This is a genomic window from Terriglobus albidus, from assembly GCF_008000815.1.
Lineage (GTDB): Bacteria > Acidobacteriota > Terriglobia > Terriglobales > Acidobacteriaceae > Terriglobus > Terriglobus albidus_A.
Window position 1 is genome coordinate 4,699,675 of sequence record NZ_CP042806.1, and the last position, 20,065, is coordinate 4,719,739.

The following is a 20,065-nucleotide window of genomic DNA, read 5'->3' on the forward strand; positions in this document are numbered from 1 at the left end:
GCTGTTCATGTCGAAGTTGTGCCGCGCGTTTCTGATCGCAGGTTTAGGTCTCGCCTCCGTCGTCTCCACCTCCGCACACGCGCAGACGTCCACCACCAAGCGGCTGGCGAAGCACCTTGACCGCATGGACTTCGCCCTTCAGGGCGCGTACGTCAGCCACTCCAGTGTCAATGGCACAAACTATCTGAACCAGAAGGTCGATCAGAGCGCGAGCACCACCTTCGGCGCCCTGGTACAGCTTCGCTACACGAAGAGCCCTCTGGTGGGCTTTGAGTTTAACTGGAACTACAGCCGCTCGACCCAGACCTACGTACGCTCCAACAACCCCACCCTGACAGTTCAGACAACACCGAACGAGTTCACTCTCGGCTATGTCTATCATGGGCCGGAGATTGCCGGGATCAAGACATTCGCTTCGGCCGGAGCCGGCGCGACCGAGTTCAAGCCGACCCGTTTTGGCGGTGTCGGTCTACAGCCGCAGGCGCGCGCCACCTACTACTATGCATTCGGCGGCGAGATGCCGGTATTTACCCCGAACATCGGCGTCCGTGTTCAGTTCCGCCAGGCCTTCCATAAGGCGCCTGACTTCGGACAGAACTACCTGACGCTCCAGAAGCAGAACTCGACCATCGAGCCCGCCTTCGGGTTCTACGTACACTTCTAGGTAACTTTAGGGGGATATCCACCGCGCCATAGTTGGCCTATCATCGCGGTTGTAGGCTATGGCTGACGCCGTGGCCCGGTGGATACCATCTCCTGTTATGAGCACCGTGGTCGACGACCTGGATCTGCAACCCGCGCGGAAAGATCGCGAAATTCATCTCAGCACCGGCTCGGTGCTGGGCATTTTCTTTGCTGCCGCTTTAATCTGTGCCCTGTTCTTCGGCTTCGGCTATACCGCCGGCCGTCGCTCCGCGATTGCCACGCCCGCCGAACAGAGTGAAACCGGCAGCAACTTCAGTAATTTCAAGCCGGCGCCCGGAGCGGTTGCGATTCAGCCGGTCCCCGGTTATCTCTCGGCAAAGCAAGCGGCAGACGCCAACGCGAATACCGGCACACAGCAGTATTACGGCGCTGCCGGCAATACCACTGCGCAGACACAGCCTGCCGTTACCGTCGCGAATGCTGATACCACGCAGAAGCCATCTCAGCCTGTAAAGACGTCGGCTCCCACACCGGAGACCGTACCAGCGCCCGCACCCGCACCGCGTGTGGCTGCCACCGTCGCTCAACCCCAGGTACCGGCAGTACAGCCAGTGTCACTGCCGACGACGCAGTCTCAGGGACCGGCCATCGTGCAAGTTGCCGCAGTCTCGCACCAGGAAGATGCGGAGGTGCTGCTGAGTGCATTGAAGCGGCGCGGCTACGCGGTCTTTACGACCTCGGCTCCGACAGATCACCTGATCCACGTGCAGCTCGGGCCGTTTTCCAACCGCAAGGACGCAGAAGCAATGCGTCAGCGTCTGCTCTCAGACGGCTATAACGCCATCGTCAAATAGAGCATTTTCCCTGTTGCCAGGTATATTCCGGAAAAGGAGTGCAACGGCGTTTTCATTGCGGAAAACGCCCATAGATGCGGAAGCCCTACAGGGAAAGTGCTCCAGCAGCCGCGTCGATGGCCGCGGGCAGCTTCTCGTAGATACCACCGAAGCCACCGTTAGACAGAATGGCGACGACGTCGCCCGGCTGCATCTCCTTCACAATCTTCGCGACGATCGCATCCACATCCGGCAGCAGCTCCGCGGGCTTACCAGCAGACTTCAAACCAGCGACGACACTCTCCGGGTGCAGCCGTTCTTCCACTGGAATGCTCTCGCTCTTGAAGACAGAGGCCAGGATTACGGAGTCGGCCAGCGCCAGCGAGTCGACCAGCTCCTTCTCAAAGACATTGCGGCGTAGCGTATTCGAGCGTGGCTCCAGTACAGCGATCAGACGCCGCGATGGATACTTTGCGCGTAATGCACGTAGCGTCTCGCGGATAGCAGTCGGGTGATGGGCGAAGTCATCAATGATGGTGACGCCACGGGTCTCGGCAATCACCTCCAGGCGGCGCTTCACGGAGCGGAAGCTGGCGAGGGCCTCGACAATGCTGGCGGCATCGATGCCCTGCGTCGCAGCCAGGGCCGCGGCTGCAGTTGCATTGAGGGCATTGTGTTCGCCCGCCATCGGCAGATAGAGCTCGGCAAAGGGCTCGCCACCGCGAAGCAGCGACCAGCGTGAACCTTCGTCCTCATGACGCAGGTTGGTCACCCGCCAGTGGGAGCTTTCTGCCAGTCCGTAGCGCTCTACGCGGCAGAAGGCGCGGGCGACGCATTCGGTGACATTCGCACTGCCGTCAAACGCGACAACGACTCCATTGCGTGGCACCAGGTTCACAAACCGTTTGAACGCAGTCTTCACGCTGGCAAGATCTGCATAGATATCGGCGTGGTCGAACTCGACGTGCGTCAGAATCGCCGCCTGCGGGAAGTAGTGCAGGAACTTTGGTCCTTTATCGAAGAAAGCGGTGTCATACTCGTCGCCTTCGAGGATAAAGGGCTTGGTGCCGCGTACGCGAAAGCTGGTGCCGAAGTTCTCGGCAACACCGCCGATCAGAAAGCTGGGCGAAAGCTCCGGCCTGCGGCGCGAGGCTACCTCGAAGATCCAGGCGAGCATGCTGGTGGTTGTGGTCTTGCCATGGGTCCCGGCGACGACGAGCGAGTCGCGGCCGCGCAGAAACTCATCATGGATCAGCGCTGCCATCGAGATAAATGGCAGACGATGCTCCATTACATACTCCAACTCGACATTGCCGCGCGAGATCGCATTGCCGACAACCACAAGATCAGGATTGGGCTGCAGGTTCTTCTCGGCATAGGGCTCGGAGATCGGAATACCAAGCGATACCAGAAGATCCGACATCGGTGGATATGCTGCTGCGTCTGAGCCCGTGACCTTGTGTCCCTGTGCCTGCAGCATGCCGGCCAGCGAGGCCATCGCCGTGCCGCAGATACCGATGAGATGGATGTGTTTGAGTCCCTGCATCTAGACGACAGCGCTTTCCAGAAAATTGAGTTGAGGCTCGCTGGAACAGTCGAGCATACACGACACGCCCAGCGGCAGGCTGATATTCGGCTCCGAGACGTGCCCCGAACGCAGCCCGATCGCCACCGGCCCAGCGAAGTCACGCAGCGAGTGCTGGATGGCGTCTTCAAGTAGTTCCATATCTTCCGGAATAACGCACTGCTTCATGTCTCCAAAGACAATGCCCTGCACTGTATCCAGCCGGCCCGCCCAGCGCAGGTGCAGCAGAATACGGTCCCACTGGTAAGGCTTGGTGCCGATATCTTCCAGGAAGAGAATGCTGTTGCCAGTCTCCGCCGCCCAGGGCGTCCCCAGCGACTGCGCAAGGATCGAGATGCAACCTCCGCGGAGAACTCCGGTGGCTTTGCCGGGCCGCAGCATGCGCAGACCGTCCGCAGCAGTCAGGCTCCATTCCGATGCACCTTCGAAGACCGAGCACCAACTTGACCAGTCCACACCATTCTCGCGGGCAAAGTCCGCAGCCACCATCGGGGCGTAGAAGGTGTTCAGGTCGCAGTGTGTCTGGAAGTAGGTATGCAGCGAGGTGTGGTCGCTGTAGCCAATAAAGACCTTCGGATTAGCGCGAATCAGTTCGGTGTCCAGCAACGGCAGCAGCTCCGCCGTCCCCCAGCCCCCACGCGCGGCAATGATGCCATCGATGGTCTTATCTGCAAAGGCTGCATGCAGATCGTTGACTCGCTCTTCGGCTGTGCCAGCGTAGTAGAGGGGACCTCCGCCGAAGACATGCGGATACAGCACCGGCTCATAGCCCAGCTCGCGAAGAGCAACTGCGCCCTTCTCTACCAGCCCACGCTGAGGCGTGCTCGCCGGTGAGACAACTGCCAAGCGAGCGCCCTTGCGCAGCGCCTTCGGCTTGGTGCTCACAGGCTGACCTTTCCAACGCAGATGATCTCAGCGGGGCCGGTCAAGCGCATCTCGTCTGCCGGCGTAGGCCAGATCACGCGCTGGGTTCCGCCCTCGGCCGTCGCTTCGAGGGTGGTGCTACAGTCGCGCAACGCGATCGCTGCCGTCGAGGAGGCACAAGTACCTGTACCGGAAGAGGTGGTTGGCCCTACGCCACGTTCATAGATGCGGAAGGCGATATGTCCCGGCGCCAGCACGCGGACAAACTCGACATTGGTCTGCTTCGGGAAGTCAGGATGGAAGCAGATCTTCTCACCCAGCGCCTGCCAGGCAAGCCCATGGGAGGAGAAGTCATCGGTGTCCACGAAGATGACGAAGTGCGGATTGCCGACGTTGACGTTGGCTCCCTCCACAGCACCGACGCCCTCGACCTGGACCGCCTGCGGATGCACCTGAGGCACGCCCATGCCGGTCTCGATCAGGAAGCTCGTATCTTCACAGGAGACGGTTGTGCACGCGCGTGGGCCACCGTGCGTCCCAAGCGTTACCTGCTTCAGGCCCTCGCTATAGGCCAGCCATGCAGCCACACAGCGGGTGCCGTTACCTGAGAGCTCTGCTTCGGAACCATCGGCATTGAAGAGGCGAAGGAAGTAGCTGCCATCGTCGCGGCGTTCGAGGAACTCAACACCGTCGGCGCCGACGCTGGTGTTGCGGGCGCACAGCTTACGGGCGATCTCTGCATGCTTGTCATGAGCCAGCGTTTCTTCTACCACGAGGAAATCATTGCCACAGGCATGTGCTTTTACAAAAGGAATCATGTTCTTTCTCTACTTCTTTGCCGGTTGATAGATCTCGGACTCGTAGATGCGGGCGCAGGGCTGTCCTGTCGTACACAGCACGGTCAGCTCTTTCAGGTTGCTGGAGTTCTTTTTGACCGCATCCGAGACCGGATCCTTGTCGATGGCGACGACATAGGCAGCATACTTCGCGGGCTCAGCCAGGGCGCGATGGAAGCTGTCGTAATCGGACTCCGAAATAAACTGCTTCAGCGGAATTCCGGTCTGCTGAATGGCTCCAACGTGGTCTGAGGTGTACATCATCACCGGCAGTCCCTGCGGCATAGCCAGAAGCTCGCGGGCAATGGAGGTCTCAAACGGAACGCGTGTGCGCGAGTTCACAATGCCTTCCTTCAAGACAAGCGGCGTAAACCATGTCATGGCGACGCAGTTCGCGATCGCGAGCACCATCACTGCGGGCTGCAGGAAGACCGCCTGCACGGGCCGGGTACGGATGATACGGTTCTCGAACCAGGCGACTACGACAAAGGCAAAGACGACCAACGCCGGAAGCAACTCCATGCCGTAACGCGCGTTGTAGTACGAGTGCGGATAGAGCTGCGGGATGAAGATCGGCACCGATCCGAATGAGACCGAATAGATATAGAAGGGCAGCGGCATCCACAGAAGGACCGATGCACGCGCCAGGCCACGTTTCCACAGCATCCAGGTACCGGCAATTGCTGCCGCCATCAACAGGAAGCCCGTCTCCCAGGCAGCGGCATTCACCTGCGCGGTCCGCGTATAGAAGAGCAGCGCCCAGGCGGGGTTATGCCAGCCGCGATAGTGTTGCCCCGGAGGAGCTGTCTTGCGCTCAATGGCGGCGGCGGAGTACGGTCCGCGCATGAAGTCCAGCGGGTCGCCGGTATAGCGCCAGTTGTGCGCCATCCAGCCGATGGGAGCCAGTACTGTAAGGACGGTGAGAATGACGAACGCGAAACGCACCTTCTCGAAGACGCGCTTGTTCTTCACCAGCGAGATGGTCAGCATCAGCCAGACGCAGGCAGCGAGGACCCAGCCGTCGTAGCGCGTGTAGACCGAGAGTACAGACAGGATGCCGGCGACAATGAGCCTGGCCTTGACCACGCGGATCTGCTCGTCGCGAATAGCGTCGATGCACTCCATCACAACGACGGTCGACCAGACGAAGATCGCCAGGAACAGCGGCTCCGTCATAGCAGTAGTTGCCAGGTAGAGAAGGTTCGGATTCAGCGCATAAAACAGCGTCGCGCCGAAGGCCCAATGAACCGGCAGCATGCGGCGGGCAAGACGATAGAAGCCGACATTGCCAAGGATGTAGAAGGCAAAAGACGGCCAGGTTCCACCGGTGCCTGTCTGCCACCACTGTATCTTGGAGACGAACGGCACCAGCAACAAATGCGGCAGCGGCAGCCAGACGCTGCCGATCTGCGGCAGCCCCGGGTTCACCGAGTCGATGATGCGACGCGCAATGGCGAGATGAGCTACCGCGTCGCCGTAGAGCAGAAGGTATCCACGCGAAGCCGAGATGAGCACGGCCAGAAAGGCCAGGATCATCGACGCAAGCGCAATAGGAAACATCTCCTCACGCTTCGCCGGCTTGATAGCCATGCGCGCGGCAATGGTCCCCTCGTCGTTGGGGATAGCGTCACGATTCTCCTGACGCGGCCGTTCGTTGTCCTTACGCCTCAAGCTCAAGGTGAGAGATCTCCTGGAAGAGACGGAAGCGCTCCTCCACCTCGTCCTTCGTCGTGTGCTGCAAACGCTCAGTGCCGAAGCGCTCTACGGCGAACGATCCCATCACGCCTCCATAGAACATCGCCTTGCGGAAGACCGCGGGCGTGAGCTTCGGCTGCGATGCGACGTAACCATAGAAGCCGCCGGCAAAGGAGTCACCCGCGCCGGTCGGATCCACTACCTCCTCCAGCGGCATAGCTGGAGCGCGGAACGGCAGCGTGATGTGCGTTGTATCCGCAAAGCTGCGATCGCAGAAGAAGGCAGAGGCGCCATACTCTCCGTGCTTCACCACCAGGGCCTTTGGCCCCATCTCCATCACCTTGCGTGCGGCCCGCAGAAGGTTCGGCTCACCGGCCAGCATACGCGCCTCGCCGTCGTTGATGAGCAGGACGTCGAGCTCCTTCAGGACCTTCTCCAGGTTGGCGCGATGATCGGCGATCCAGTAGTTCATCGTGTCGCCGGCAACCATCTTCACCTTCGGCAGCTGCTTACGAACCTGTAACTGCAAGACCGGATCGATGTTCGCCAGGAAGAGATACTCGCTGTCGAGATAGCTGTCAGGAATCTTGGGAGCGAAGGTGCCGAAGACATTCAGATCGGTCGCCAGCGTCTTCGCCTCGTTCAGGTTCTCGACGTAGGAGCCGGTCCAGTGGAAGCTCTTCCCCGCGGCGTGCTCAATGCCGGCCACGTCGATGCCTTTCGAAGTGAGCACGGCTTCGTGCTCGGGAAGGAAGTCCTCGCCGACGACACCGACCACCCGTACCGGGGTAAAGAAGCTGGCGGCCAGCGAGAAGTGCGTCGCCGCGCCACCCAGAACGTTTTCGCGCTTACCGCTGGGAGTTTCAAGGTTGTCGAAGGCGACGGAGCCTACTACCAGAATTGCCAATGTTCTTGTTCCTCTTTAGATCTGGGATCTTATTTACAGCAAGGGATCTTATTCGTACTTATCGAGCAGCAGGGCCAGTTTGGCGCGTGTGGCCGGGGGAATAACCTTCTTGTCAGTCATGACGGCATACTTCAGAGCTGAGGCGCAGGCACAGGTACGCTCGCCGGTGGGCATAGCCGCAACCGCAGCCTTGACCACCTTGGCCGCATTCGCCGAATTGGTGTGCATGACCGCAATGATCTGATCGACGGTGACATCGTCGTGTCCTTCAAACCAGCAGTCGTAGTCAGTGACCATGGCCAGGGTGGAGTAGCAGATCTCCGCCTCGCGGGCGAGCTTCGCTTCCTGCAGGTTGGTCATGCCGATAACATCCGCTCCCCAGGAGCGATACAGATTGGACTCCGCGCGGGTGGAGAACTGCGGGCCTTCCATGCAGACGTAGGTTCCGCCACGCTTGCCCACCACACCCACTTCCTTGCAGGCCGCCTCAAAGGCCTTCGTCACCGTCGCGCAGACGGGGTCACCGAAGGCGACGTGGCCAACGATGCCGTCGCCGAAGAAGGTAGACGTACGGGCAAACGTGCGGTCGATGAACTGGTCAGGAATCACGAAGTCCGTTGGCTTGTGCTCTTCCTTGAGCGAGCCGACCGCAGAAACGGAGAGGATGCGCTCCACACCGAGCTGCTTCATCGCATAGATATTGGCGCGGAAGTTCAGTTCGGTCGGCAGAATGCGGTGCCCTTTCCCGTGGCGGGCCAGGAAGGCGACCTTTCTGCCTTCAAGTTCACCCAGCACCAGCGGATCGCTTGGATCGCCGAAGGGCGTGGTGATCTTCTCTTCGCGGATGTTGGTGAAGCCGGGCATGGAGTACAGTCCACTGCCGCCGATAATGCCAATCTCTGCCTGCTGCAACGCGTTCATTCTCCTGTTGGGGCCAAACTCTGAGTATATCGTTCAGCAGCGTGGATTCCTGCCTTCATCGCTCCCAGACGGGCGAACCCCGTGATCAGAGGAGCCGAGAGCGGCTGCAACGCCAGCCGCGTGGGTCCCTCTCCCTGGTTGGAGGTGATCTGATCCCGCAGCTTACGGGCCATCTCCAGCGGGAACCCTTCGCTGGTAAAGACACCAGAGCCCATGGTCGAGACCAGGACATCCCCCTCGCTGGTCGAGTAGATCTCCTCGCCTTCTTTCTCGTCGTCCTTGCGGCGCTGCAGACCGGAGTACTTGCGCGCCAGTTGCGCAGTGTAGAGCTTCTGGAAGCTCTCCGCGGAGTCGGTATTCTTCCAGCGCGAGTAGTAGAGCAGGCCCAGATTGCCGGTCGTTGCCGGGACATTCTTCTTGAGCGCGGCGTAGTACACGCCTCCAGCCCAGGCCGGGGCCAGAGCGTCAGCCATCTGCGGTCCCGCGAAGAGTTCGGCGAGCATGTGGACGTCAAACTCCCCCAGCACACCGACGTCGTACGGGGTATAGTCCTTCTCGATCAACGGATGGATATCCGCCAGATGGATGAGCGGCTGCGGAACCTTTGTCACGTAGCTCTCCGGATGCATGATCTGCGACGTGTTCACCGGTGGATCGTCGAGAACGCCGGTGAAGGCCTTCTGAACACCGGAGCGGCGCAGGATGGACTGCTCGAAGGTCAGGCCATTTGCATACGGAAAGAGCAGGCTCTGCTGCAGGATAAGCGGAGCACGCGCCAGCACCGGCGAGCTCTCCGTCCCGCTAAGCATGTCCTTCATGCGCCCCATCAGCTCCTCGGGAACATCAGCCAGCGTGCGGCCGGTGTCCTTCATCGAGTAGTCGACAAAGACAACCATCGCCTGGCCTTCGAGAACGGCCTCGCGTGTCGTATCGACCTCATCATTCTTGATGTGAGCGTTGTCCTGCTGCGCATTCTTTGCGATGTCCTTCAGCCCCTGGTCGCCCCACTTGGTGAGGTCGACGTGCTGGTCCTGCAACGCGTGCGTCAGTTCATGCGCCATCACCGGCTTCTGGGTCTCGGCATCCACCCAGTCCAGCAGGTTGATGGTCTTGGTCTTGTTGTCGTAGTAACCGGCAATCTGCTCGGTCAGAAGGCTGAGCAGAAAGGGCTTGAGATCGAAGTCACGGTCGAGCAGGCCGAACTTTTTCAGGACGATCTCGCTGCGCTCCATGCGCTTGGCGCCCTCATCCTCGTCGAACTTCTGTTTCAGATATTTCGTGACCGCATCGCGGGTGATGAGTACCTTCTTCACCGGGCGGCTGGAGCGCAGACCGGAGTCTTTGGCGGCAAACCCCTGAATCTCGTCCACGCTCTTAAAGAGCGCCTCAGCTTCTTTGGGGGTGATATGGACTTCCGGTTTTTTCCCGGCATCGGAGCTCCCCGGAGGAGGCCCGGGCGCCTGGGTCTGGGCAAACGCAGCCAGCGGCAGAAGTGAAAGGGTAACAGCAACAACAGCGCGATAAGGGTGGCGCATCAAACGGGGGTCTCCCATCATCCAACGAAACGTATACTTAGGATAGACGCCGTTTTATGAGCACACTTGCACACAACGAAGCTCCGGCGCTTTCAGTGGACCATCATCTCGCCCTGAAAGCACTCCTGTCCACGGCGGCTATCTATCCCTTGGACGCCGAAGGATGGATCGCGGTTCGCGGCGAAGACCGTGTTCGCTGGCTGAATGGCATGTTGACGAACAACATTCGCGATCTGAATCCCGGAGAAGGCTGCTACAACTTCCTGCTTTCTGCCCAGGGGCGTATTCAGCATGATGCCACGGCATTTCTGCTGGAAGAGCAGATCCTGCTGGAGACCACCCGCGAGCGCGTTCCGGCGCTTATGGCGGCTTTCGACCACTTCATCATCATGGACGACGTGGAGCTGGAAGATGTCTCCGCAAAACACCAGGGGCTGGGCATTGCCGGCCCCAAAGCCGTAGAGGCCCTGGCCTCAATCGGCCTGGACGTGGCCGGAATGGCGCCTGTCTCAACCCGTGCCTTCGAATGGCGCGGCGCAACCGTCTGGGTTGTCGCTCAGTACAGCCCACTCACGCCTCGCTTTGAGCTGTGGGCGGAGAATGTCGCACAGCTGACAGAGGCTCTCAAAACTCTTCCGCAGGCCGACGACAAGACCATCGAATCCCTCCGGATTCTGGAAGGTATTCCGGCCATTGGCCGCGATCTCCGGGAAAAGGAGCTGCCGCAGGAGACCGGACAGACCCGCGCCCTGCACTTCACCAAAGGCTGCTACCTGGGGCAGGAGATCGTGGAGCGCATACGGTCACGCGGCAACGTACATCGCACCTTTGCCGGCTTCCGTTTCAGCGGCTCTGTCCCCGCACCCGGAACAGCCATCCTGGCCGGCGGCGCATCGGTTGGCGAGCTGACCAGCGTAGACTCCGATCTGAATATCGCTCTTGGATTTATTCGCCGCGAGGCCGTGGAACGCGGTCAGGCGCTTACCTACGAAGGGGGAGCTCTGACGTCGTCACCGCTTCCCTTCCGCATCGAATAGAAGGCATTTATTTATGGCAGATAAAGTTACCCCGTTTGTTGTCAACGATCGCCGCAAGTTCACCACAGAAGGAGAGCTGCGGCCCGAGTCCGAACGTCCTCGCGATGAAGAGCAGGTGGAAGAGGCCTCGAAGGCCACTGTCACGGCAATGCCGGAGCCTCCCCAGTCTGAGCCGGCGACGGAACCTGAGGCCGCGGAGGCCGCAGAAGCCGCCGAGCAGGAGCTGCCGAAGCTTACGGAAGAGCAGGCAGAACGCTCGAAGGCAGCCTATGAGGCGACCGCCGAGCGTCTGGATACGGCTATCCGCGCCGCAAACCCAGGCATGGAACAGCTGCCGCCCGTGAACTTCGACCGTCTGGTGCAATCCATCTATATGACCGCGATCATGCAGCTCGGCGGCGGAACACCCGAAGGCGAGCAGGCACGGGTCGACATTCTGGGCGCGCGCCAGTCGATCGACATGCTGAACGTGCTGCAGGAAAAGAGCAAGGGCAACCTGACCGAGGCGGAATCACGGATGCTCGAAAACGCTCTTTTCGAGGTACGTATGGCTTTCCTGGAGATCACGCAGGCTTTGGCCCGCCAGGCTCGGCAGCCTGAGTCTCCTCTACCTCCACCGCCGGGCGGAGGTCCGCGCATCGTTCGCTAGCACATGGAGGCGACGCTTACATTTCTCGGCACAGGCACATCCATGGGCGTGCCGACGCTTGGCTGCGGCTGCGCTGTGTGCACGTCTGCGATGGATGGCACACGGCCGCACAACCGCCGCACACGAGCCTCCGTGCGCCTGGACTATAACGGTCGAACGGTGCTGATCGACACCGGCCAGGACTTTCACTTCCAGGCGATACGCGAGAAGGTCACCCACGTCGACGCCGTGCTCTACACCCATGGCCACGCCGACCATGTTCTCGGCATGGATGACCTGCGTCCACTCTCATTTGCGAATCCCATCCCCCTCTACGCCGACGATGAGACAGCAAGCGTCATCGAGCGCATCTTCGAGTACACCTTCCGCACACAGGATCGCTACATGACCTCTGCGCGTGTGGAGATGCATCGCATCAGCACCGAGCCCGGCACCACGGTCAAGCTCTTCGGTGCGGCCTTTCAACGTATTCCGGTGCAGCATGGCAGTCAGGTCATCACTGGCTGGCGTTTCGGAAGAGCGGCGTATCTGACCGACCTGTCTTCCCTGCCCGAGGAGAGCTTTCCGTTGCTCGAAGACCTCGACATTCTGATTGTGGATGCCCTGCGCCGCGCGCCGCATCCCTCGCACTCGAACCTTGAAAACTCCATCGCGTTGGTGGAACGCATCAAGCCGCGGCGGGCTTTCTTTACCCACATCTCGCACGACCTGGACCACGACGCCATCAACGCCGAACTGCCGCCACACATCCTCATGTCCCATGACGGCATGTGCCTCGATTTCGAGATTGCCGCAGCCAAAACTACGGAGGGCACGGAATGAAGATCTTCCGCTCCATTGCCGAGGTTCCGGAGAACTTCGGACCTTCGATCATTAGCATCGGCAACTTTGACGGAGTCCATCGTGGCCATCGCTGGGTGATCTCGGAGATTATTGCGCGCGCCCGGGAATCCGGCACGAAGTCGATTGCAGTCACCTTCGATCCTCATCCCGTGCGCATCCTGCGTCCCGACTCGCCGACGAAGATGATCTCGCCGACAGAAGAAAAGCTTCGTTTGCTCGCCGCCACAGGCTTGGATGCGACCCTCGTTCTGCCGTTTACGCAGGAGCTGGCCCAGACCTCTGCCGAAGACTTTATCTCTAAGATCATCTGCGACTGTCTGGGTGCGACCGAAGTTCATGTTGGCAGCAACTTCCGCTTCGGTTATCAGGCACAGGCCGACGTCATGCGCCTGGCAGAGTTGGGGAACAAACTCGACTTCTCGGCAAGGATCTACGAACCGGTGCCTCTGCGTGGCGGCATTATTTCCTCAAGCCGCATTCGCCAGCTCATCCTTGCAGGGAACCTCTCCTCCGCGCGCGTGCTTCTGGGAAGGCCTTACAGCATCTGCAGCACACCGGCCAGGGGCCGCGGATATGGCACGAAGTATGCCGTACCGACCATCAACCTGGCGCCATACAGCGAGTTGCTCCCCGCCAACGGCGTATATGTCACAACGCTGCAGATCGGCGACGATGGTCCAATCTTCGAAGGCGTAACCAACGCCGGCAACCGCCCAACCTTTGGCCCGGACAGCTATGCGGTCGAGACCCATCTCTTCAACTTCCATCCCGTGGACATGACGGAAGAGACACCATTGCGGCTTACCTTCCTGACGCATCTTCGGCCTGAGATGAAGTGGGATTCCCCCGAAGCCCTGAAGGCTCAGATCGGCAAAGACATCGCCCGCGCGCAGCGCTTTTTGCGCGGCTATCGGCGATTGATTCAGTAGTACCGGTATCCCAATTCACTCAACGTTGTCATCCTGAGTATCCGGGCTCCCCGGCGAACTTGTTCGCTGGGGGGTGGTTAGCAAAGGACCTGCTTTATGCAGGTCCTTTGTTTGTCATCCCGTAGGGATCTGCTTCTCGTCCCCAGATTACCGTCTCACTTCAGGGGTGCATTCCACCCGTCTGTTTGGATGTATAGGCGGTGAGGGGGCGTGGGCGGAAATGCAACAGGGTTCTCCTGGAGATTACGCTGCTGAGACTGGCTGTATCGAGCAGCCGGCTCAGAAATCCCAAACAGGAGAACCCCATGGATGTCCTTCACTATATCGGATTAGATGTGCACAAGAGGAGCATCAGCTACTGCATCAAGACGGTAGCTGGGCAGATCGTGCAAGAAGGCAAGCTACAGGCAAGCCGGCAGGAGCTGCGACGTTGGGCAGAGGAACTCCAGAGATGGAGCGGAGCGATGGAAGCGACGCTGTTCAGTGCCTGGATCTACGATACGTTGAAGCCGTACGCGGAGCGGCTGGTGATGGGACATCCTGCGAAAATGCGAGCCGTCACTGCTGGCAAGAAGAAGAGCGATACGATCGATGCGCGAACGATCGCCGATCTGTTGCGATGCGATCTGTTACCGGAGTGCTATGTGATGCCGCCGCAGATGCGCGATCTGAGACGGCTGCTGCGTTATCGCAGCATGGTGGTCCAGCAATCGGTGCGGATGCAGAACAAGATGGCTGGGCTGCTGATGGAAAGCGGGACTGTCTTCCACAAGGAAAAGCTGCACGGCAAGAAATACTTCTCCGCTCTGATCGAGACACTGGAAGAAGTGCCGGAGTCAGTGAAGGATCTGCTGCGGATGAGCCGCAGTTCGATGGAGCTGTTCCAGTCGGCACAGAAGCAGATCGCCCAGAGGCTGTTATCGGAGCCGGCCTTAGAGCAGCGGATCGAGCGTCTGATGAGCATCCCCGGAGTGGGTCCGATCACGGCGTTGACCTGGGCCTTGGAGGTTGGCGATCCGTATCGCTTCTCCTCCATCGGGGACGCGGTGAGTTACTGCGGTCTGACGGCTGCGTTCCGGTCCTCTGCCGGCAAGCAGCAACGAGGACCCATTTCCAAACAGCGCAATGCGTGGCTGCAGACGGTGCTGATCGAAGCAGCCAAACTGGCGCCACGCTGGAACCCGCAACTGGCGGCGCTGCATGCCAAACAACTGGAGCTCGGACATCGCAATCGGGCCACGCTGCAACTAGCACGCAAGCTGGTGGCTTATCTGCTGGCGGTGGACAAGAGCGGCCAGCCCTTCCGGATCGTGACTTCGCCACCGGAAACAAAAGACGCCATGAAGACAAAAACGAAAAAGCAGCCTCTGCTCACTCAAGCTGCCTAATACCAGTTCGACCTGTCAGCGATCCACCGGCCGGTCCTTGCTCGCTTGGGGACTGTGCAACGGAGCAGCAGCTCCGGATACACTTTACCGTCTGTTTCGAGGCCGGCCGGTCAACTCTCACTCAATCTTCGCCGACGCCGTTCCACCAATGGTGTTCCCGCAAATGGATGTCTGGCCACGCTGCCTATGCGTTGGTCTTATCTAAGGATCGAGAACAGTTCGACTTCACTCATAACCAAGCGCCGGGAGAATACCTTCCGCCTCGCCATGGGAAATCTCCGTTTTCCCTTGACTCTTACCTATCATGGATGTCCCCAGGTTTCCGCTGTGGACGGTGGACTGGTAGGCCATGAAAAACTACTTGATGATCGCATCCATGGGCGGCATACTCGTATTCTCCTGCCTAGCATCGGCACAGTCTGGCGACCTCTATCCACCCCCGATTCAGGAATTTCATCCTGGGCACATTACTTCGACAACCGCACGATGGAAGGACCGCCGAATCCGCGTACTCGGAAGCTCCAGGTTGTTGAAACTCGAGATTAAGAGCAACACGAAGAGAACAACTGTCCCTCTTCCAGAGGAGCTTGCTGAAGTAGACGAACTCGCGGTATCTCCTCAAGGCAGGGTTCTTGTTCGCGGTATGTTGGATGGAGCATCTTCCATGGTTGTCATCGTGGATGCGGTCACCGGTAAGGTCGTTGATAGCATCTGGTGCTATCTCCCGGCCATATCCCCGGACGCCAATAACATAGCTTTTATCAAGTTCTACCCAACCCACGGAGCTGCCGCCACAGACCGCTACATGCTCTATCGGGTGGATCAGAGCCCTTCAGAGAATCGCTCCCCTGATGTTCCTCGTACAGATTCAGTCAATGTCGGCAGGGCCATCCTTCCGCTCAACGGCATGAGCCGACCTTACGATAACCTTGGTAAGTTCGATGTTACTGGCAAGATAGAATCTCGATCAAGGCTCTTATGGTCAAAGGACAGCCACGAACTGGCGTTCGCCGTGAGTGTCGACAATGCCCTGTTGATGGAGAGGTTCACCCTGCCAGGGAGAGGCACCGGGCGTCATCGGGTAGCCTCTCTGGATACACATGATGTTTGCGCTGAAGGGGAATTGGACACAAAGGGAACATGCCCTGTCCTGATCACGGATCTCGCCTGGAGTCCTACTGGCTTGGCTCTTCGCTTGACTCAGGTCGGCAGAGCGACGAAAACGCTCACTCTCACCGACAATCAGTTTCTCCTTCTCGAGAAGGAGAAATAGTAGTCGACGTCCGAATCTCCCGTTTGCAGATTTGCGACTCTATCCGACAGAGAAACTATCCGAGAATGCATTTGTCGGTGAAGACGCAGCGAAACCTTGGAGGCGGAGATGAGTCTCCCACGTGGGAGCAAAAACGAAGATACTGCTCGTGCAACGTGGTTAGACAAAGGCGCATGAATCAAAAATCTCACGGCTCCGCAGGCTTCGCCGGAGCAGGCGCCGCAGGAACTGCTGACGGCGATTGCGACGGCGTGCCCGGGACCGGAACCGGTTTCGGCACATTGTTCTGTGCCGGTGGATTCGGCGAAGCAGGCTGCTGCTGGTTCGGCGTCTCAGCCGGCTTCTCCGCTGGCTTCTGTGCCGGTGGCGGAGACAGAATCTTCGGAGCCGGCGCACGATCCACAGGCTTGATCGTCTCCGAGGTCCGGTCCTCGTCGCTGTCTTCGTCCGCTTCTTTCTTCTTCTGCTCCTCGGTCACCGAGCGGGCGTCGGAGTTCACCGTCACCTCAAGCTGCTTCTTCTCGCCGCCGGTGGCGAACTGTTCGTCCGGTTTGCCGGCGATGGCCAGCTTCATGAACTCCATCCAGATGGGCAGCGCTGCACGGGCTCCAGTCTCTTTTTCGCCGAGCGACTGGCGATCGTCGTATCCGATCCACACGCCGCAGGTCACCGACGGAGAGAAGCCGATGAACCAGGCGTCCGTATAGTTGTTCGTTGTGCCGGTCTTGCCGCCGAGAGCGTGATGCAGTTGTGAAGCCGCGGCTCCCGTACCGGAGATGGTGACCTGTCTGAGTAGCGTCATCATGGTGCGAGCTGTCTCCACCGAGGTGACCTCGCTCACCTTTGGCGCGGGATCGTCCATCGGCAGACCATCGGAAGCCGTAACCCGGCGAATGTAGTGTGGCTCAACGCGGATGCCATCATTCGGAAAGACGGCGTAGGCGCCCACCTGGTCAAAGAGCTTCATATCCGCCGCGCCGATCGCAACCGGGAGAAACGCCGGGATCTTCGAGGTGACGCCGAAACGCTGGGCAACATCGATGACCTTCTGGATGCCAACCTGGTGCGCCAGCCGGAGCGCCGGAATATTACGGCTCTCCGCAAAGGCCTCCAACACGGTCATTGAGCCTTTGTAGTCAGGCTCGTAGTTGTGCGGGGTATACGGTCCGCTGGGAGTGGAGAAGGTTGTCGGCACATCCAGAACATGGTCCGTTGGCTTGGTGCCGGCTTCCACCGCTGCGGTATAGACATACGGCTTGAACGAAGAACCCACCTGGCGCTCCGCCTGAGTCGCGCGATTGAACTGCGACAAGGAGAAGTCGCGGCCGCCAACCATGGCAAGCACCTCGCCGTTCGAGTTGTCCATCGCCATCAGCGAAGCCTGTGCTCCTGAATCCTGTTCCAGCGCAGCGTGGATTCCCTTCTCTCCCTCAGTCGCCAGGATGCGGACATAAGCGATATCCCCCTTCTTCAGCAGAGCGTCGCCGGTCTTCAGCTGCGTCCATGCCCAGTCCGCCGGCTCGATATAGGCTTCACGCTGGCCGATCCGTACCCGGATCTCCTTCTCGCTCACATCCGTTACCAAAGCATGGAAGTACGTGTCCTTCTCGATGGGCATGGTCCAGTCAGGATGCACATAGGTTGCAGGATCCTGGCCGGCAAGAATGATGTTCTGTACGCGGTTCTTCCAACCGTGGCGTCGTTCGTAGGAAGCCGCACCGTTCAGCACGGCGTGATTCGCCGCCACCTGCAGGTCATAATCGAGCGTCGTGTAGACACGCAGGCCGGCTCCATGCACTTCTTCCGCTCCGAACTGCTGTTCGAGCTGGCGGCGGACCTCTTCCACAAAGTATGGAGCGACGGAGTTTGCGGGAGGCTCAATCTTCAGACCCAGCGGAGCATCTTTGGCCCTGGCCTCTTCGGCCTCGGTAATCCATCCATCCTGCTGCATCTCGCTCAGCACCAGGTTGCGGCGTTTCAGTGCTCGGTCAGGATGCCGCACCGGCGAGTAATACTCCGGCCCCTTAGGTAGAGCCGCGAGCAACGCTGCCTCGGACAGGGTGAGCTCATGGACGTGTTTGGAGAAGTAGTACTGCGCGCCCGCCTCGAATCCATAGGTACCGCGGCCGAGATAAATCTGATTCGCATACAGCGCGAAGATCTGTTCCTTGGTAAAGTGGCGCTCGATCTGCAGCGTCAGGAGAACCTCCTGCGCTTTACGGCTGAAGGTCTTCTCCGGCGAGAGGAAGAGGTTACGCGCCAGTTGCATGGTCAGCGTACTTGCGCCCTGTGCGCGGCCCTTGCTATGAAGGTCGCGGTAGGCGGCGCCGATGGCACGGAACAGGTTCACGCCCCAATTGCGCTCGAAGCTCTTATCTTCGATCGAGAGAATCGCCTTACGCAGGATAGGCGGGAATTCGCTGTACGGCACAACTACACGCCGCTCCAGCGAAAAGGAGCCAAACTGCTTGCCGTGAATATCGTAGAGCTCCGTCGTCGTGTTGGGACGATACCGCTCGAGGTCCTGCATCTGCGGCAGATCTACGGAGTAGACCAGCATCAGACCGCAAAGAGATCCGAACAGGGCGGAGATGCCCAATAGACCGATAAAGGCGCCGCGCCGCATAACAGCACGCGTGCGCGCGGCGACACGGCGCGTCCGCAGGTTCGGACGGTGTGTCTGCCGCGGATCTTCAGTAAAGATGGAGTTCACGGACGTAGCACTGCCTATGGAAGATCATCCCACAGAATTGGGATGCGGCCCGTGATACCAGGCACTCATCTAAGCGGCTTTATTCTTCCCGCCTAGGCTGCTTTGTTCTTAAGGATCTCCAACGCCTTCGAGAGCTGATCGTCCACCTGGTCCTTACGTGCCGGAGCCGCGGCATTGTCGTCGTCACCATCATCGATGGCTCCGGCAACCAGGACACCGGGAACCACCCCGTCATCCTCAATCTTCTTACCCGCAGGCGTGGCGTACTTGGCTACGGAGAGGATGAGAGCGCCGCCATCCGGCAGGTCAAAGGTCTTCTGCTGACTGCCGATACCGAAAGTCTTCTCACCGACAACCTCAGCACGCTTGTTGTCCTGCAGCGCCGCCGTTACCAGCTCGGCCGCACCAGCAGTACCGCGGTTGACCAGAAGCACTACAGGCGCCTTCTCGGCGACAGTCTTCGAAGGATCCGCCGTCACAGTCTGCTTGGCGAACTTCTGCCCTTCCAGCACGCTGATGGTTCCGGACTTCAACAACATATTCGCCAGGCGCTGCGCCTCGACCATGTCGCCGTCGGCAACGTTGCGCAAATCCAGGAGCAGCTTCTTGTTGCCACCCTTGTTCAGTCCCTTCAGCTTGCCCTCGATCTGCGAGACATGATCGTGGTCCAGGATGCCGGGCTTGAGGTACAGAATCGTCGAGTTCTCGTAGAGAGTCTCCGCGACCGGAGCCAGCGGCGTGATGGCGCGGGTCAGATCAATCTTGTCCGGAGCCGCCTTACGAGGACGGACGACAGCGATGGTCACGGTCGTGCCAGGCTCACCACGCAACATCATCTCGATGGAAGCCAGGGAGAGGTCGTGGGTCGACTTGTCGCTAATGGACTCGATAATGTCGCCGTCGTTCAGATTGGCCTTGTCCGCCGGGCTGTTCGGCACCACGCTGACGATGGTGGCATAACCGTAGCGCTTGGAGACGTTGATCCCAACCTGGGCCTTGCCTCCTTTTAATGTCTTGTAGGACTTGTTCTCCTCCGGCGAGAGGTAGCCGGACTCCGAGTCGAGCGACTCCGCCAGTCCACGCAGCGCGCCGTTGGTCACCGACGGAATGTTCGGCTCTTCCACATAGTCGGACTGAATATGGCTCAAGACTTCGCTGTAAACATTGATCTGCCGGTAAGCGTTCTCCTGCGGATCGCTGGCCGCGCTTACGCCGGTGGCGTTAGCACCCAGGAAAACAGTCAGCACCAGTGCGACTGAAGCAAGGAGGAGCAAAATCTTAGGGATACGGGGCATTTGGGAACCATCTCCGGCAAAAAACGATACGAGCTGACCGCGCGCTTGGCTGTTAGACGCGGCGGGGTAGAAATAGCATACTCCCGCTTGATGGCCGCGTGGAAACCAGAATTTTGT

General features: G+C 59.6%; 17 protein-coding genes. 8 read left to right on the top strand and 9 right to left on the bottom strand.

The features are described 5' to 3' along the window. The first annotated feature begins 7 nt into the window (after positions 1 to 7). Together FTW19_RS18790 and FTW19_RS18795 are read left to right on the top strand one after the other, a co-directional pair. Positions 8 to 664, top strand: a complete 657-nt coding sequence (locus tag FTW19_RS18790; protein ID WP_147649115.1) for a hypothetical protein — start codon at positions 8 to 10, stop codon at positions 662 to 664. A gap of 97 nt (positions 665 to 761) precedes the next feature. Then, positions 762 to 1,499 (top strand): SPOR domain-containing protein, encoded by a 738-nt coding sequence (locus tag FTW19_RS18795; protein WP_187143055.1) that lies wholly within the window; start codon positions 762 to 764, stop codon positions 1,497 to 1,499. An 85-nt stretch (positions 1,500 to 1,584) separates the two neighbouring features. On the opposite strand, the gene mpl is transcribed toward FTW19_RS18795, so the two are convergent. From mpl to FTW19_RS18830, 7 genes are read right to left on the bottom strand one after another with little or no spacing between them, the layout of a single operon-like run. Next, positions 1,585 to 3,024, bottom strand: coding sequence for a UDP-N-acetylmuramate:L-alanyl-gamma-D-glutamyl-meso-diaminopimelate ligase (gene mpl, locus FTW19_RS18800; protein ID WP_147649117.1), 1,440 nt, complete (start codon positions 3,022 to 3,024; stop codon positions 1,585 to 1,587). Then, positions 3,025 to 3,948: a S66 peptidase family protein gene (locus FTW19_RS18805; RefSeq protein WP_147649118.1), complete on the bottom strand. Its 924-nt coding sequence runs from the start codon at positions 3,946 to 3,948 to the stop codon at positions 3,025 to 3,027. It lies immediately after the preceding gene. Further along, the gene (gene dapF, locus FTW19_RS18810) at positions 3,945 to 4,745 is read right to left on the bottom strand and encodes a diaminopimelate epimerase (protein ID WP_147649119.1); all 801 of its coding nucleotides are present in this window, start codon (positions 4,743 to 4,745) and stop codon (positions 3,945 to 3,947) included. Before dapF ends, FTW19_RS18805 begins: the two co-directional genes overlap by 4 nt. Positions 4,746 to 4,754: 9 nt before the next feature. After that, positions 4,755 to 6,440, bottom strand: a complete 1,686-nt coding sequence (locus FTW19_RS18815; protein WP_246153394.1) for an ArnT family glycosyltransferase — start codon at positions 6,438 to 6,440, stop codon at positions 4,755 to 4,757. Further along, positions 6,424 to 7,365, bottom strand: coding sequence for a PfkB family carbohydrate kinase (locus tag FTW19_RS18820; protein WP_147649120.1), 942 nt, complete (start codon positions 7,363 to 7,365; stop codon positions 6,424 to 6,426). Before FTW19_RS18820 ends, FTW19_RS18815 begins: the two co-directional genes overlap by 17 nt. Before the next feature lie 48 nt (positions 7,366 to 7,413). Further along, complete coding sequence (gene mtnP, locus FTW19_RS18825) at positions 7,414 to 8,277, bottom strand: S-methyl-5'-thioadenosine phosphorylase (protein WP_147650739.1); 864 nt, start codon at positions 8,275 to 8,277, stop codon at positions 7,414 to 7,416. Positions 8,278 to 8,282: 5 nt separating this feature from the next. Then, the gene (locus tag FTW19_RS18830) at positions 8,283 to 9,821 is read right to left on the bottom strand and encodes a hypothetical protein (RefSeq protein WP_147649121.1); all 1,539 of its coding nucleotides are present in this window, start codon (positions 9,819 to 9,821) and stop codon (positions 8,283 to 8,285) included. 56 nt (positions 9,822 to 9,877) lie between these two features. On the opposite strand from FTW19_RS18830, the gene FTW19_RS18835 reads away from it, so the two are divergent. From FTW19_RS18835 to FTW19_RS18860, 6 genes are all read left to right on the top strand, one after another. Further along, positions 9,878 to 10,858 carry a YgfZ/GcvT domain-containing protein gene (locus FTW19_RS18835; protein ID WP_147649122.1) on the top strand — a complete coding sequence of 327 codons (981 nt, stop codon included), beginning with the start codon at positions 9,878 to 9,880 and terminating at the stop codon, positions 10,856 to 10,858. Positions 10,859 to 10,871: 13 nt separating this feature from the next. After that, positions 10,872 to 11,507, top strand: a complete 636-nt coding sequence (locus FTW19_RS18840; RefSeq protein ID WP_147649123.1) for a DUF1844 domain-containing protein — start codon at positions 10,872 to 10,874, stop codon at positions 11,505 to 11,507. A 3-nt stretch (positions 11,508 to 11,510) separates the two neighbouring features. Continuing rightward, positions 11,511 to 12,329, top strand: coding sequence for an MBL fold metallo-hydrolase (locus FTW19_RS18845; protein WP_147649124.1), 819 nt, complete (start codon positions 11,511 to 11,513; stop codon positions 12,327 to 12,329). Then, the gene (locus FTW19_RS18850; protein ID WP_147649125.1) at positions 12,326 to 13,279 is read left to right on the top strand and encodes a bifunctional riboflavin kinase/FAD synthetase; all 954 of its coding nucleotides are present in this window, start codon (positions 12,326 to 12,328) and stop codon (positions 13,277 to 13,279) included. The genes FTW19_RS18845 and FTW19_RS18850 overlap by 4 nt, the downstream gene beginning before the upstream one ends. 305 nt (positions 13,280 to 13,584) lie before the next feature. After that, positions 13,585 to 14,667 (top strand): IS110 family transposase, encoded by a 1,083-nt coding sequence (locus FTW19_RS18855; protein WP_222705456.1) that lies wholly within the window; start codon positions 13,585 to 13,587, stop codon positions 14,665 to 14,667. Between the two features lie 349 nt (positions 14,668 to 15,016). After that, positions 15,017 to 15,940: a hypothetical protein gene (locus FTW19_RS18860; RefSeq protein WP_147649126.1), complete on the top strand. Its 924-nt coding sequence runs from the start codon at positions 15,017 to 15,019 to the stop codon at positions 15,938 to 15,940. Positions 15,941 to 16,127: 187 nt separating this feature from the next. On the opposite strand, the gene FTW19_RS18865 is transcribed toward FTW19_RS18860, so the two are convergent. Both FTW19_RS18865 and FTW19_RS18870 read right to left on the bottom strand, forming a co-directional pair. Beyond that, positions 16,128 to 18,653 (bottom strand): penicillin-binding protein 1A, encoded by a 2,526-nt coding sequence (locus tag FTW19_RS18865; protein WP_348641827.1) that lies wholly within the window; start codon positions 18,651 to 18,653, stop codon positions 16,128 to 16,130. 92 nt (positions 18,654 to 18,745) lie between these two features. Then, complete coding sequence (locus FTW19_RS18870) at positions 18,746 to 19,948, bottom strand: S41 family peptidase (RefSeq protein WP_147649127.1); 1,203 nt, start codon at positions 19,946 to 19,948, stop codon at positions 18,746 to 18,748. Between the last annotated feature and the right edge of the window lie 117 nt (positions 19,949 to 20,065).

Bases quoted from the DNA above. Each gene is read 5' to 3' on its own strand.
- FTW19_RS18855 (WP_222705456.1), top strand. From the start codon at position 13,585: ATGGATGTCCTTCACTATATCGGATTAGATGTGCACAAGAGGAGCATC.
- FTW19_RS18845 (WP_147649124.1), top strand. From the start codon at position 11,511: ATGGAGGCGACGCTTACATTTCTCGGCACAGGCACATCCATGGGCGTG.
- FTW19_RS18850 (WP_147649125.1), top strand. From the start codon at position 12,326: ATGAAGATCTTCCGCTCCATTGCCGAGGTTCCGGAGAACTTCGGACCT.
- dapF (WP_147649119.1), bottom strand. From the start codon at position 4,745: ATGATTCCTTTTGTAAAAGCACATGCCTGTGGCAATGATTTCCTCGTG.
- FTW19_RS18840 (WP_147649123.1), top strand. From the start codon at position 10,872: ATGGCAGATAAAGTTACCCCGTTTGTTGTCAACGATCGCCGCAAGTTC.
- FTW19_RS18860 (WP_147649126.1), top strand. From the start codon at position 15,017: ATGAAAAACTACTTGATGATCGCATCCATGGGCGGCATACTCGTATTC.
- FTW19_RS18870 (WP_147649127.1), bottom strand. From the start codon at position 19,948: ATGCCCCGTATCCCTAAGATTTTGCTCCTCCTTGCTTCAGTCGCACTG.
- FTW19_RS18835 (WP_147649122.1), top strand. From the start codon at position 9,878: ATGAGCACACTTGCACACAACGAAGCTCCGGCGCTTTCAGTGGACCAT.
- FTW19_RS18790 (WP_147649115.1), top strand. From the start codon at position 8: ATGTCGAAGTTGTGCCGCGCGTTTCTGATCGCAGGTTTAGGTCTCGCC.
- FTW19_RS18830 (WP_147649121.1), bottom strand. From the start codon at position 9,821: ATGCGCCACCCTTATCGCGCTGTTGTTGCTGTTACCCTTTCACTTCTG.
- mpl (WP_147649117.1), bottom strand. From the start codon at position 3,024: ATGCAGGGACTCAAACACATCCATCTCATCGGTATCTGCGGCACGGCG.
- FTW19_RS18795 (WP_187143055.1), top strand. From the start codon at position 762: ATGAGCACCGTGGTCGACGACCTGGATCTGCAACCCGCGCGGAAAGAT.